The organism is Lentzea indica (genome assembly GCF_012184385.1).
In the GTDB taxonomy this organism is placed as follows: domain Bacteria; phylum Actinomycetota; class Actinomycetes; order Mycobacteriales; family Pseudonocardiaceae; genus Lentzea; species Lentzea indica.
The window spans coordinates 1-15,212 of sequence record NZ_VSRL01000218.1 but is presented as its reverse complement, the minus strand read 5'-3'; the positions used below and the strand labels follow the sequence as shown (position 1 = coordinate 15,212).

Here is a 15,212-nt window from a genome sequence, read left to right as displayed (position 1 = left end):
GATGCGCAGTTGACGGCGATGGTTGACGGGTTGATTCCGACGTTGACGCGCGTCAAGTCTGATGTTGAATCAATGTTGACTGCGCTCAGTCAAGTACACATTGACGGAATCAATGTTGACTGGACGCGGTTCTACGGCGGCGGCAAGCGCGTGGAGCTGCCCACCTACCCGTTCAACCGGCAGCGGTACTGGCCGGCGAGCGCGGGCAGGGCGTCGGACGCGTCCGGGCTCGGGCTGGTCGGTGTCGCGCATCCGTTGCTCGGGGCGGCGGTGGAGCTGGCCGAGGGTGAAGGCGTCGTGTTCACCAACCGGATCTCGCTGAGCACGCACCCGTGGCTCTCGGACCACGTGATCATGGGGCGCAACCTGGTGCCCGCCGCCGTGCTGATCGAGCTCGCGATGCGCGCCGCGGACGAGGTCGGGCTCGACCGGGTCGACGACCTCACACTCGCCGCGCCGCTCGTCCTGTCCGAGCGCGGTGCCGTCCAGGTGCAGCTGAAGGTTGGCGCGGAGAGCAGCGGCCGTCGGCAGTATGCGATCCACTCGCGGCCTGAGGACGCGCCGGGCATGCCGTGGACGCAGCACGCGACCGGCTTCCTCGCGAGCGGCACGACGAGCAGCCACTTCGAGGCAACGGTCTGGCCGCCTGCCGGGGCCGTGGCGATGGAGCACGAGGAGTGCTACGAGCGGTTCGCGAGTGCGGGCTTCAGTTACGGGCCCGCGTTCCAGAACCTCAAGGCCGCCTGGCGGGTGGGTGAGGAGATCTACGCCGAGCTGGCGCTCGACGAAAACGTCGACGGCACCTCGTACGGGCTGCACCCGGCGTTGCTCGACTCGGCGCTGCACGCGGCGTTGCTGGACGAGACGCTCGACGCGGGTCTGCCGTTCTCGTGGGAGGGCGTGTCGCTGCACGCCACCGGTGCGAGCGAGCTGCGCGTCAAGCTGACCCGCGACGAGGGCGGCATGCGCAGGACCATCGCGCTGGCCGACGTCACCGGCGCGCCGGTCGCCTCGGTCGAGGCCGTGGTCGTGCGGGCGGTGAACGTCGAGCAGCTTGGTGAGGTGAAGCAGAGCGAGCTGTTCGGGCTCGAGTGGGTGCCGGTCACGCAGGAGGACGTCGCGGCACCCGAGTCGGTCGCGGTGATCGGGCCGGACGTGCTCGACCTCGGGTTCCCGGTGGTCGGCGCCGTCACGGACACCGACGCCGGGCTCGTGCTGGTGCCGGTCATCGGCAGCGAGGACGTGCTCGGCAGCACGCACGGAAACGCGAGCCGCGTGCTGCAGCTGGTGCAGGAGTGGGTCAGCAGCGGCAAGAGCGGCAGGCTCACGTTCGTCACGCGTGGCGCGACCACCGGCGACGACATGGGCGCCGCGGCGGTCTGGGGCCTGGTGCGGTCGGCGCAGTCGGAGCACCCCGGGCGGTTCGGGCTGATCGACCTGTGCGGCAACAACCTCTCCACCGCGATGGTCTCGGTGGCGTTCGGTGTCGACGAGCCGCAGCTGGTGGTTCGCGACGGACAGGTGCTCGCCGCACGGTTGGCGCGCGTCGTGAACGAGCCGACGGAAGTCCGTTGGGAGGGCAAGGTTCTCGTCACCGGTGGCACCGGCGGGCTGGGCGCTGTCATCGCGAAGCACCTCGTCGAGGCGCATGGTGTTCGGGAGCTTTTGCTCGTGAGCCGTCGCGGTCAAGGCGACACGACAGAGCTGGAAGCGTTGGGAGCGCGGGTCACCGTCGCGGCATGTGACGTGACGGATCGGGACGCGGTCGCGGAACTCCTTGCGCGACACCAGATCCGTGGTGTCGTGCACGCGGCCGGTGTGCTGGACGACGGTGTGATCGAGTCGATGACGCCGGAGCGGATCGCGAACGTGCTCAAGCCCAAGGCTGATGCCGCGTGGCACCTTCACGAGCTGACGAGTGAACTGACGGCGTTCGTCGTCCTCTCTTCGGCGGCGGGTGTGTTCGGCAACGCCGGTCAGGCGAACTACGCGGCAGGTAATGCGTTCCTCGACGCTCTTGCCGCGCACCGCAAGGCTCACGGGCTGCCCGCCACGTCGATGGCGTGGGGTGTGTGGGCCGGTGTCAGCGGTATGACCGGGGAGCTGACCGAGGCGGAGGCCGCGCGGATGACCGCCGCAGGCATGCCGCCGATCACGCTGCGGCAGGGACTGGAACTGTTCGACACGGCCGTGGCGAGCGGGGCGGCGCTGACCGTTCCGGTGCGGCTCGACCTCGCGACGCTGCGAGCACGCGGTGCGGTGGCGCCGTTGCTGCAGGGCCTCATCAGGGTCAAGGCGCGGCGCGCGGCCGCCGGTTCCGCGACGGCTTCCGGGCTCGTGCAGAAGCTCGGCACGATGGACGTCGCCGACCGGCACGCTGCTCTCGTGGACCTGGTGCGCGCGCAGGTCTCCTCGGTGCTGGGCCACTCGTCGATCGACGCGGTGGACGCGACACGGGCGTTCCAGGACCTCGGCTTCGACTCGCTCACCGCGGTCGAGCTGCGCAACCAGCTGACCGAGGCGACCGGGCTGCGGCTGCCGGCGACGCTGGTGGTTCGACTACCCGGACCGCGATCGCGCTGGCCGACCACCTGCACGCCGAGCTGTTCGGGTCCGCGGAGGTCGCCGGCGCGTTGCCCGCGTTGGTGTCCACTTCGGACGATCCCATCGTCATCGTGGGCATGGCGTGCCGGTTCCCCGGTGGCGTGACGTCGCCGGAGACGTTGTGGGACCTCGTGGCGTCGGGCACGGACGCGATCACGCCATTCCCGTCGAACCGCGGCTGGGACCTCGACTCGTTGTTCCACCCGGACCCCGACCATCTCGGCACGTCCTATGCCCGCGCCGGTGGCTTCCTGCACGACGCGGACCAGTTCGACCCGGCGTTCTTCGGGATGTCGCCGCGCGAGGCGCTCGGCACCGACGGCCAGCAGCGCATCCTGCTGGAGACGACCTGGGAGGCGCTGGAGAGGGCCGGTATCGACCCGACTTCGTTGCGGGGCAGCCGGACCGGTGTGTTCGCCGGTGTCATGTACTCGGACTACGCGCAGATCCTGGAGGCCGACTCCGAAGGGCACCAGGGTGCCGGCACGTCGCCGTCTGTGGTCTCGGGCCGCGTCTCCTACACGTTCGGTTTCGAGGGGCCGTCGGTGTCGATCGACACCGCGTGCTCGTCGTCGCTGGTCGCGATGCACCTCGCGGCACAGGCGCTGCGGGCCGGTGAGTGCTCGCTGGCGCTGGCCGGTGGTGTGACGGTGATGTCGACGCCAGGCGCCTTCGTCGGGTTCTCACGGCAGCGCGGCCTGTCGGAGGACGGGCGCTGCAAGGCGTTCTCGGACTCCGCGGACGGCGTCGGCTGGTCGGAGGGCGTTGGTCTGCTGGTGATGGAGCGGCAGTCGGACGCTGTCCGGAACGGTCACACCGTGCTGGCCGTCGTGCGCGGTTCGGCCATCAACCAGGACGGTGCTTCGAACGGCCTCACCGCGCCGAACGGTCCGTCGCAGCAGCGGGTTATCCGTCAGGCGTTGGCGTCTGCCGGGTTGACCACTGCTGATGTGGACACGGTTGAGGCGCACGGCACGGGTACGACGCTGGGCGACCCGATCGAGGCGCAGGCGCTGCTCGCGACCTATGGCCAGGACCGCGACGTGCCGCTGCTGCTGGGTGGCATCAAGTCGAACATCGGCCACACGCAGGCGGCCGCAGGTGTCGCGGGTGTGATCAAGATGGTGCAGGCGATGCGGCACGGCGTCCTGCCGCGCACCCTGCACGTCACCGAGCCGTCGTCCCACGTCGACTGGATCGAGGGCGCCGTCGAGCTCGTCACCGAGGCGACGCCGTGCCCGCGGTCTCCCGGCCGCGCCGCGCGGGTGTGTCGTCGTTCGGCCTGTCGGGCACGAACGCGCACGTGATTCTGGAAGCCGCAAGCCCCACGCCCGAATCTGTGGACAACTCGGCACCTGTGGACAACTCGGCGGTTGTCGATCTTGCAGACGCCGATCCGTCGGCCCCTCGTGGGACGCTTGGAGTGGGGACCTCGGTCTCCCCCTGGGGGGCCCAGACGGAATCGATTCCGTGGCTCGTGTCGGCGAAGACCGCGGAGGCGTTGCCGGGGCAGGTTGAGCGGGTGCTGGCGGTCGAGGGTGCGCCGGAGGACATCGCCTGTTCGCTGCTGACGACGCGGGCGCAGTTCGAGCACCGAGCTGTGGTGCTCGAAGGAGAGGTGTTGGCGCGGGGGACCGCGCGGTCGCAGCGGTCGCTTGCCGTGCTGTTCTCCGGGCAAGGTTCGCAGCGGCTGGGCATGGGGCGTGAGTTGTACGAGGCGTTCCCGGTGTTCGCCGAGGCGTTGGACGCCGTCCTGATGTACCTGGACACGGCGGTCCGGGACGTCATGTGGGGCGACGACCAGGAGGCCCTCAACCAGACCGGGTACGCGCAGCCTGCGCTGTTCGCGGTCGAAACCGCGCTCTACCGGCTGATCGAGTCGTGGGGTGTGAGGCCGGAGCAGGTGGCCGGGCACTCGATCGGTGAGATCGCGGCGGCGCACGTTGCCGGCGTGCTGAGCCTGGAAGGCGCGTGCCTGCTGGTCACCGCGCGGTCGGCGCTCATGCAGAACCTACCGGTGGGCGGCGCGATGGTCGCGGTCCAAGCCTCCGAGGACGAGGTGTTGCCACATCTCACCGCGAACGTGTCGATCGCAGCGGTCAACGGACCGGAGTCGGTGGTGATCGCGGGCGACGAGGACGAGGTCCTCAAGATCGCCGAACGGTGGAAGAGCAAGCGGCTCAAGGTGTCGCACGCGTTTCACTCGCCGTTGATGGAGCCGATGCTGGACGACTTCCGCGAGTCGCTCGCGGAGATCACCCTCAACCAGCCGGGCATCCCCGTGGTCACGAGCGGGGACGTCACGACCGTTGAGTACTGGGTGAACCACGTGCGGGATGCGGTGCGGTTCGCCGACAACGTGCGGAAGCTGCGCGATCAGGGCGCCACTACGTTCCTCGAGGTCGGGCCGGACGGGGTGTTGTCCGCGCTGGTCGAGGACGCGATTCCGGTGCTGCGCAAGGACAAGGGCGAGCGCATCGCGGCGTTGACCGCGCTGGCCCGGCTGCACGTCGACGGCGTGAAGGTCGACTGGAGCGGCTTCCACGCCGGTGGCAGGAAGATCGACCTGCCCACCTACGCGTTCGACCACCAGCGGTACTGGCCGGCGGTGCGGATCGGCGGAGACGACGCGTCCGGTATCGGCATGGTCGCCGTCGGGCACCCGTTGCTCATCGCGTCGGCGGAACTCGCTGACGGGGAAGGGTTCCTGTTCACGAGCAGGCTGGCGCTGCGCACGCACCCGTGGCTTCGCCACCACACGATCATGGGACGCGTGATGGTGCCGGGCGCGGCGCTCGTCGAGCTCGCGATGCGGGCAGGGGACGAGGTCGGGCTGGACCGGCTGGAGGAGCTGACGCTGTCCGCGCCGGTGATCCTGCCGGACCACGGTGGTTTGGCGTTGCAGATGAAGGTGTCCGCGGGAGACGACCGCAGGACGTTCACCATCCACGCGCGGCCGGACGACGTGACCGACGCGCAGTGGACGCAGGTGGTCAGCGGTGTCCTCGCCAAGGGCGAGCAGCAGGTCCAGTTCGACGCGGGTGTGTGGCCGCCGAAGGCCGAGGCGGTGGACGTCGAGGGTTGCTACGAGAAGTTCGCTGAGGCCGGGTTCGCTTACGGCGGCATGTTCCAGGGATTGCGGGCGGCTTGGCGGGACGGCGACACCACCTATGCGGAGGTCGCGCTGCCGGACGACGTCAGCGTCAAGCCGTTCGGACTGCACCCGGCGTTGCTCGATGCCGCGCTGCACGCCTCGTTGCTCGACGAGGGCGGGTCGGCAGGGTTGCCGTTCGCGTGGGAGAACGTGTCGCTGCACGCGACCGGTGCGACGGCGTTGCGGGTCAAGATGACGCGCGACGACAACGGGTTGCGGATCGCGCTCGCCGACACCGCCGGCAACCCGGTGGCGTCTGTCGAGTCGCTGGTGATGCGTGCGGTCGCGGCGGAGCAGCCCGCTGAGCTGGACGCGTTGTTCTCGGTGCGGTGGACGCCGATCGCGGTGCCGCCGGCCGAGGCGGGCAAGACGGTCAGCGTGCTCGGGCCCGACGTCCTGGGGCTGTCCGTCGGACGGGTCGAGGGCCTGCTTTCGTTGACTGACACGGACATTGTGCTCGTGCCGGTCGCGGGAGAGCAGACCGCCGAGTCGGTGCGCACGACCACGCATCGGGCGTTGGAGCAGGTACAGGAGTGGATCAGGGAGGACCGCGACGGACGGCTCGTGTTCGTCACGCGCGGGGCTGTCGAGGGCGATGACCTGGCCGGTGCGGCGGTGTGGGGTCTGCTGCGGACCGCGCAGACCGAGCACCCGGACCGGTTCGGGCTGATCGACCTGGACGCCGAGGAGTCGTCGCTCGCGACGATGCTCGGGGTGCTGGACCTCGACGAACCACAGCTGGTCATCCGTGACGGTGAGGCTCGGGCGGCGCGACTGGGACGAGTCGCGGCCAGCACCGAGGAAGCCGCCTGGGAGAGCCCGGTGCTCATCACCGGTGGTACCGGCGGGCTCGGCAGGATCGTGGCGCGGCACCTCGTGGAGACACACGGCGTCACCGAGCTGGTTCTGGTGAGCCGCAGCGGTCAGGGCGACGTGAGCGAGCTGGAGGCGTTGGGAGCGCGGGTTTCCGTCGTGGCCTGCGATGTCGCCGACCGGGCTGCCCTGTGGGAGTTGTTGAAGCAGCACAAGGTTCGCGGTGTCGTGCACGCGGCCGGTGTGCTGGACGACGGTGTGATCGAGTCGCTCACTCCGGAACGCGTTGATGGCGTGTTGCGCGCCAAGGTCGACGCGACTCGCAACCTGCACGACCTCGCTACAGAGGCCACGCGGTTCGTGGTGTTCTCGTCGGCGGCCGGAGTGTTCGGCAACGCGGGGCAGGGCAACTACGCCGCCGGCAACGCGTTCCTCGACGCGCTGGCCGCGCACCGGCAGCTCAACGGGCTTCCTGGCGTGTCGCTCGCATGGGGCGCTTGGGACACCGGCATGCTGTCGGCCGAAGACGCGGAACGGATGCAGCGCTCGGGCATGCCCGCGCTGGACGCGGCGCTGGGGCTGCGGTTGTTCGACGCGGCGGTCGCGGGGCTCGAGCCGGCCGTGGTACCGGTGCGGCTCGACCTGGGTGCGCTGAAGCAGAACGGCGACGTGAAGCCGTTGCTGCGCGGGCTGATCCGGGTCAAGGCGCGGCGCAAGGCCGCCGGTTCGGAGACTGCTTCCGGTCTGGTGCAGCGACTGTCCGTCCTGGACGAGACCGGCCGGCTGGACGCGCTGGTCGACCTGGTGCGGGGCGAGGTCGCGGCCGTGCTCGGCTACGACACGATCGCGCGGTCGACCCGGCGCGGGCGTTCCAGGAGCTCGGGTTCGACTCGCTCACCGCGGTCGAGCTGCGCAACCGGCTCACGGCGTCACCGGGCTCAAACTGCCGGCGACCGTGGTGTTCGACTACCCGTCGTCGGTGCAGCTCGCCGGCTACGTGAAGGACGAGTTGCTCGGCGCGGTCTCCAAGGCCTCGGATCTCCCTGCTCTGGTGTCCACTTCGGACGATCCGATCGTGATCGTCGGCATGGCCTGCCGTTACCCCGGCGGCGTTTCGTCGCCGGAGGACCTGTGGCGACTGGTGGTAGACGGCGTTGACGCGATCACGCCATTCCCGTCGAACCGCGGCTGGGACCTCGACACGTTGTTCCACCCGGACCCCGACCACCCCGGCACGTCCTACGTCCGGTCGGGCGGCTTCCTGCACGACGCCGACCAGTTCGACCCCGAGTTCTTCGGGATGTCACCGCGTGAAGCCGTCGCGACGGACTCGCAGCAGCGGCTCATGCTGGAGACCGCGTGGGAGGCGCTGGAACGGGCGGGGATCGCTCCGGCGTCGTTGCGGGGCAGCTCGACCGGTGTGTTCGCCGGTGTCATGTACAACGACTACACACAGCTCATCGGCGGTGCGGACACCGAGGGCTTCGGCTCGACCGGTGCCTCGCCTTCGGTGATCTCCGGCCGGGTGTCGTACGCGCTCGGGCTTGAAGGTCCGTCGGTGTCGATCGACACCGCGTGCTCGTCTTCTCTCGTCGCACTGCACTGGGCCATGCAGGCGCTTCGGGCCGGTGAGTGCTCACTGGCGTTGGCCGGTGGAGTGACGGTGATGTCGACGCCGGGCTCGTTCGTCGGGTTCTCACGGCAGAGGGGTCTGTCGGAGGACGGACGCTGCAAGGCGTTCTCCGACACGGCCGATGGTGTTGGCTGGTCTGAAGGCGTCGGTCTGCTCGTGCTGGAACGTCAGTCGGACGCTGTGCGGAACGGCCACACGGTTCTGGCGGTTGTGCGTGGTTCGGCGATCAACCAGGACGGCGCTTCCAACGGCCTGACGGCGCCCAACGGGCCGTCGCAGCAGAGGGTCATCCGTCAGGCCCTGGCGTCTGCCGGGTTGACCGCCGCTGACGTCGATGCCGTTGAGGCGCACGGCACCGGTACTTCTTTGGGCGACCCCATCGAGGCTCAGGCGCTGATGGCGACCTACGGGCAGGACCGCGACGTGCCGCTGCTGCTGGGTGGCATCAAGTCGAACATCGGCCACACGCAGGCTGCTGCCGGTGTTGCGGGCATCATCAAGATGGTGCAGGCGATGCGGCACGGTGTGTTGCCGCGGACGCTGCACGCTTCGACGTCTTCGTCGCACGTCGACTGGACCGAGGGCGCGGTCGAACTGTTGCAGGACAACACGGTGTGGCCCGAGGTCTCACGGCCGAGGCGGGCAGCCGTGTCGTCGTTCGGCATCAGCGGCACGAACGCCCACGTGATCCTCGAGGGCCCGGAATTGTCAGACCCCTCTGAGATGATTGGGATGGGGGGTAGCTCCCCCCAGGGGGCCAGCCAGTCCGGATCGATTCCGTGGGTGGTGTCGGCGAGGTCCGAGGCGGCGCTGGACGGTCAGGTCGAGCGGATCAGGCAGGCCGGTGGTGAGGCCAGGGACATCGCCTACTCGTTGCTGACGGGCAGGACGTTGTTCGATCACCGCGCGGTCGTGCTGGACGGCGAGGTCGTGGCCAGGGGATCGGTGAAGAGGAGGCCAACCGCCTTCCTGTTCAGCGGGCAGGGTTCGCAGCGGGTCGGCATGGGACGTGAGCTGTACGAGGCGTTCCCGGTGTTCGCCGAGGCGCTCGACAACGCCCTCCAGTACCTCGACCCCGCGCTCAAAGACGTCATGTGGGGCGAGGACCAAGAGGCGCTGAACCAGACGGGGTTCGCGCAGCCGGCGCTCTTCGCCGTGGAAACCGCGCTCCACCGGCTGGTCGAGTCGTTCGGCGTCAAGCCGGATCACGTTGCCGGGCACTCGATCGGTGAGGTGGCGGCAGCACACGTCGCAGGCGTCCTCACCCTGGAAGACGCGTGCCAGCTGATCACGGCGCGGGCGGCGCTCATGCAGAACCTGCCGGCAGGCGGCGCGATGGTGTCGGTCATCGCCTCGGAGGAGGAGGTGACGCCGTACCTGACGGGCAACGTGTCGATCGCGGCGGTCAACGGGCCGCGGACCGTGGTGCTGGCCGGCGAGGAGGACGAGGTCCTCAAGATCGCCAAGCAGTGGAAGTACAGGCAGCTCAAGGTGAGTCACGCGTTCCACTCGCCGTTGATGGAACCGATGCTGCAGGACTTCCGGGAGGCGATTGCGGAGATCACGTTCAGCGAGCCCACCGTGGGCTTCCAGACCGCGGGAAACCCGGCCACCGCCGACTACTGGGTCAACCACGTCCGGGACGCCGTGCGGTTCCACGACAACGTGATCGCGCTCGGAGACCGGACGTTCCTGGAGATCGGGCCCGACGCGGCGCTCACCCCGCTCGTCGACGGAGCGATCCCGACGCTGCAAAGGAACACGAACGAGATCAAGCACATCCTCACCGCGCTCGGTCAGGCACACGCCGAGGGCGTCAACGTCGACTGGACGCCGCTGCTCAAGGGCGCCAAGAAGATCGACCTGCCCACCTACGCGTTCCGGAGGCAGTCGTACTGGCCGAAGGTCGTGGAGGGCGCGAGCGACGTCAAGGCGGCGGGCTTGAGCGGCGTCGGGCACCCGTTGCTCGGTGCGGCCGTGCAGCTCGCCGGGCAGGACGGGCACCTGTTCACCAGCAGGATCGCCATCAGGACGCATGCCTGGCTCGCGGACCACGTGATCATGGGACGGACGCTCGTGCCCGGTGCGGCGCTGGTCGAGGTCGCGCTCAAGGCAGGCGAGGAGCTCGGGCTCGACACGCTCGAGGAACTGGCGATCGCGGCGCCGCTGATGCTGCCCGAGCAGGGTGGCGTGCAGATCCAGGTCGCGATCGGCGCGGAGGAGAACGACAAGCGAACGGTCACGATCTACAGCAGGCAGGAGGACACCGACCTGCCGTGGACGGAGAACGCCAGCGGTGTCCTCAGCAGCAACGAGAACCCCGCAACCCACCTGACCGAATGGCCGGTCGGAGAGCCGATCGAGCTCGACGGCGTCTACGACAGGTTCGCGGAGATCGGGTTCGCGTACGGCGACACGTTCCAGGGCCTCCAGCAGGCGTGGCGGCACGAAGGCGCGGTGTACGCGGAAGTCGCACTGCCGGAAGGGATCGAGCCCGGCGCGTTCGGCATCCACCCGGCACTGCTCGACGCCACGCTGCACACCGCCCTTCTCGCAGAAGGAGACCAGGGAGCGGGGCTGCCGTTCAGCTGGGAGGGAGTGAAGATCCACGCCACGGGCGCGGCCGCGGTCAGGGTGAGGATGACGCGCGACGAGAGCGGGGCGATGCACATCGTCATCGCCGACCCGCAGGGCAACCCGGTCGCCGAGGTCGAGTCGCTGGTGGTCCGCGCGGTCAACGCCGGGCAGCTCAACGAGAACACCACGCGCGACGCCCTGTTCACGCTCAACTGGACGCCGATCAACGCCACCGACCCGATCGACGCGGGAGTCGCGATCGCGGGCCAGGACCACTTCGGACTGGTCGACCACCTCGTCGCCGGACGCGTCTACGACACCATCGAGTCCACCGACGCCGAGGTGGTCCTGACCCAGGTGCTCGCCTGTTCCGACGATGTTGTGGACTCCACGCACGCGGCCGTGTCGGACGCGCTGATCAACGTCCAGGAGTGGATCACCAGCCACCGCGGCGGCAGGCTCTGGTTCGTCACGAAGAACGCCGTCGCGGCGACCGGTAACGAGGCACCCGACCCCGTGAGCGCGGCGATCTGGGGTCTCGTGCGGGTCGCGCAGTCCGAGCACCCCGGCAGCTTCGGGTTGCTCGACCTCGACGACCAGCGCTCCAGCCTCGCGGTGCTCAGGCAGGCGATCCAGGCCGACGAGCCCCAGATCGTCGTCAGGGACGGCGAGATCCTCGGCGGACGCCTCACGAGGGCGGAACGCAAGGAGGGCACGACCGACCACGGCAAGGTGCTCATCACCGGCGGCACGGGCGGTCTCGGCCGGATCATCGCCCAGCACCTCGTCGAGAACCACGGGGTGGAAGACCTGATCCTCGCGAGCCGCACAGGACAGGCGGACGTCAGCGGTCTCGAAGCGAACGTCACGGTGGCGGCGTGTGACGTGAGCGACCGCGACGAGCTCGCCGCGCTCCTCAACGAGCACAACCCGGACACGATCATCCACGCGGCCGGTGTGCTGGACGACGCCACGATCGAGTCGCTGACGCTTGACCGCGTCGACCCGGTGCTCCAGCCGAAGGTCGACGCCGCCTGGTACCTGCACGAGCTGGCACCACAGGCGAACCTCGTGCTGTTCAGCAGCGTCGCGGGCACGTTCGGCAACGCCGGCCAGGCCGCCTATGCGGCGGCCAACGCGTTCCTCGACGCCCTTGCCGCACACCGCAAGGCGGGCAACCAGAAGGCAACGGCACTGGCCTGGGGTGCCTGGGACACCGGCATGCTCGGCGCGCAGGACGCGGAACGCATGGCACGCTCCGGCATGCCGGCGATCACGCGGGATCTCGGCGTCACCCTCTTCGACGCGGCGATCCAGACGGGCGAAGCGGCAACGATCCCGGTCAAGCTGGACTTCGCCGTGCTCCGCAACCACGAGGTCGCACCGCTTCTGCGCGGACTGGTGCGCACCAGGTCGAAGAAGGCCTTGGCAGGACGGGAAACCGCCGATTCGCTCGTCAACCGCCTGATCGGCCTCACCGGCCAGGGACGCACCGAGGCGCTGCTCGACCTCGTCCGCGGCCAGGTCGCCGAGGTGCTGGGCCACGCGGAGAACGAGGTCGTCGAGGACGACAGGCAGTTCCAGGACCTCGGCTTCGACTCGCTGACCGCGGTCGAGCTGCGCAACCGCCTCGGCGGGGCGACGGGCCTGCGGCTGCCCGCCACGCTGGTGTTCGACTATCCGACGCCGGCGGACCTGGTGGCACACCTCAAGACCGAGCTGCTGGCCGACGCGCCGGAGGCCGGCCGCCGAGCGTGCTGGCCGACCTCGACGCGTTCGAGAAGGCACTGAACGAGGCCAGCGTGGACGACGTCCTGCACCAGCAGATCGCGAGCAGGCTCGACGTCCTGCGCACGAGGTGGGCCAAGACCACCAGCACCGAGAAGGACTTCGAGTCGGCTTCGGACGACGAGATCTTCGCGATGCTCGACGAAGAACTCGGTCTCTGAGAAGGAGACGGACATGCCACTGGTGATCGGTGTGGTGGGGCTCGGTGGCCTCGGAGAGGGCCTCACGAAGGTCCTGCTCGCGAACGGGGCCGAGGTCATCGGCGTGGACAGCGATCTCGACGTGCTGTCCCGCGTCCACCACAGGCTGAGCGCTCCCGCGCTGACCCTCGCGACGGAACTGGTCGACCTCAAGCGGGCCGATCTCGTCATCGAGGCGCTGCCGGAGGACTTCGGCACCAAGGAAACCGTGCTGCAACGGCTCGTCGAGCCGTGCGCGCCCGGCACGGTCTTCCTCACCACCACATCGACGCTGTCCGTGCCGAAGCTGGCCATCGCGTCCGGTGCGCCGGACCGTGTCGTCGGACTGCGCTACTCCATCCCGCCGCCGTACGGGCACCACGCAAGCCTCACCGGCACGTCCATGGCCTCGCCCGAGGCGCTTCACCTGGCGCGCAAGGCGGTCCGGCTGGCCGGCACCGAGATCGTGAGCCTCGGTGGCCGTCCCGCCGAGGCCGCGACCGCGTTGCTCTACGCGTGCATGAACCGGACGATGAACCTCGCCGACGCCGGCCACGCGACCGTCGAGGATCTCGACACCGCCCTGAAACTGGGCTGTGGCCTCAAGTTCGGGCCACTGCACCTGCTCGACCTCATCGGACTCGACACCGTCCGCTCAGCCCTGCGACGACTCCACGAGATCACCGGCTCCGACTCCTACGTCCCTTCACCGCTGCTGGACCGGATGGTCGAGGAAGGACACCTCGGCCGCAAGACGGGTCAGGGCTTCCACCGCTACGACGACCGCGGCGAGATCATGCCGCCACCCCGCACCCGCGTCACCAACGGCGAACCGCGCGAGATCCGCGAGGCGGGGGTCGTCGGTGCCGGGTTGATGGGCTGCGGCATCGCCGAAATCCTCGTCGTGGCAGGCATTCCCACCACGCTCGTCGCTCGCAGCCAGGAAAGGGCAGAGGCCGCCCGCGACCGAATCCGCTCGTCCCTCACCAGAGGAGTCCAGAAAGGCAGGATGTCCGAGCAGGACCGCCAGGACGTTCTCGCCAGGCTCACCGTGAGCACGGGCTACGAGTCCCTGCACAACGCCGACATCGTCATCGAGTCTGTCGCCGAGGACAAAGCGGTCAAACATGGTGTCCTGCAAGGCGTCGATGCTCACCTGAAACCCGGCGCCATCATCGTCACCACCACGTCCAGCCTTTCCGTCACCGGCTGCGCGAGCGCCACGAGCCGCCCCGCCGACGTGATCGGGCTGCATTTCTTCAACCCCGCACCGGTCATGAAGCTCGTCGAGGTCGTCCGCACCGACCACACCGCCGACGACGTGCACGCCACCGCCCACGCGCTGGTGAAGTGGCTGCGCAAGACCGCCGTCGACTGCGCGGACCGGGTTGGGTTCATCGTGAACCACGTGTTGTTCCCCTATCTGAACGACGCCATTGGCATGCTCGCCCGCACCGACGTCACCGTCGAGGAGATCGACACCGCGATCGTGACGGCGTTCCACCACCCGATGGGTCCCTTCACGCTCCTGGACACCATTGGCCTGGACGTGTCACTGGCGATTCTGGAGACCCTCAGCGCGGCTTCTCCGACCGGCGAACCCGCACCCGCCGCGGAACTGCGCAGGCTCGTCGCCGCCGGCCACCTCGGAACCAAAACGGGCAGCGGTTTCCGGCTCGTGAACAAAGGAAAGTGAGAGACTCCCGAGGATTCGATGCCGTAGAACGGCATCAGGCAGCTCGTCGTTCGCAGAGAGGTGGTCATCACAGATGACGGGACGGCGGCATGTCGCGATCTTCGCCAATCCCGCGCAGGGTCAGGCACTGCCGGCGCTCGCGGTGATCGAGGAACTGGTGCGGCGCGGTTACCGCGTCACCTACGCCACCTCGTCCGAGGTCGCCGCCCGCCTCGCGCTGAGCGAGGCGACAGAGGGCAGGTGGGACGTGGTCGGGTTCCTCGACGACAGCTCGTCGCCGATCTCCCTGGCACGCGGATACTTCGCCGACGACCTGCCCGACCTCGTCGTCTACGACGGCACCGCGGTCGACGTCGCCAGGGCGGCGGCCGAGACGTGGGACGGCATGCCCGACGACGACTTCGTCGACGCGCCGTTCGGCGAGTTCCTCACCCGGTTCGGGCTCGCGTTCCTGCCGGAAAAACCAAGCCTCTACCGGGTTGTGCCCGGCCGCGTCGTCGCGTATTAGTTCACTGACTGGAACCAGCGGTGGAATCACGACCCGCACAATGCGGAATCACCGTGCCATACTTTGACACTTGCCTCGCGGAGTTTGCGGTCCGGTCACGAGGGGCGATTATCCTCAGCGCAGGTCACTCTTCGAGCCCTGAGGCGGTAGGCGGTGGACGACCAGCCGGAGCTGTTCGGTCGTGAGAGCGCGCTCACCACGGTGGCGCACCACACGACCGCCGCTCGTCGCGGAGCGGGCGCGCGGGCCGTGCTCGTGCG

At 69.2% G+C, this 15,212-nt stretch carries 4 protein-coding genes and 2 pseudogenes; all 6 read left to right on the top strand.

Going from position 1 to position 15,212, the window contains the following annotated elements:
* Positions 1-18 precede the first annotated feature (18 nt).
* Positions 19-1,041, top strand: a pseudogene (locus FXN61_RS56665) (polyketide synthase dehydratase domain-containing protein); the annotation flags it as partial.
* Positions 1,024-10,514: pseudogene (locus FXN61_RS56660) on the top strand (SDR family NAD(P)-dependent oxidoreductase); the annotation flags it as partial. The pseudogenes FXN61_RS56665 and FXN61_RS56660, both read left to right, overlap by 18 nt.
* A 21-nt stretch (positions 10,515-10,535) precedes the next feature.
* Positions 10,536-12,572, top strand: coding sequence for a type I polyketide synthase (locus tag FXN61_RS57025; protein WP_446684958.1), 2,037 nt, complete (start codon positions 10,536-10,538; stop codon positions 12,570-12,572).
* Positions 12,536-12,730: a hypothetical protein gene (locus FXN61_RS37745; protein ID WP_167978708.1), complete on the top strand. Its 195-nt coding sequence runs from the start codon at positions 12,536-12,538 to the stop codon at positions 12,728-12,730. Before FXN61_RS57025 ends, FXN61_RS37745 begins: the two co-directional genes overlap by 37 nt.
* 13 nt (positions 12,731-12,743) lie before the next feature.
* A complete protein-coding gene (locus tag FXN61_RS37740) occupies positions 12,744-14,444 on the top strand; it encodes a 3-hydroxyacyl-CoA dehydrogenase family protein (RefSeq protein WP_188135918.1) in 1,701 nt (566 codons plus the stop codon).
* Between the two features lie 73 nt (positions 14,445-14,517).
* Entirely contained in the window at positions 14,518-14,952 is a 435-nt protein-coding gene (locus tag FXN61_RS37735; protein WP_167978707.1) for a glycosyltransferase, read from the top strand.
* Positions 14,953-15,212 lie beyond the last annotated feature (260 nt).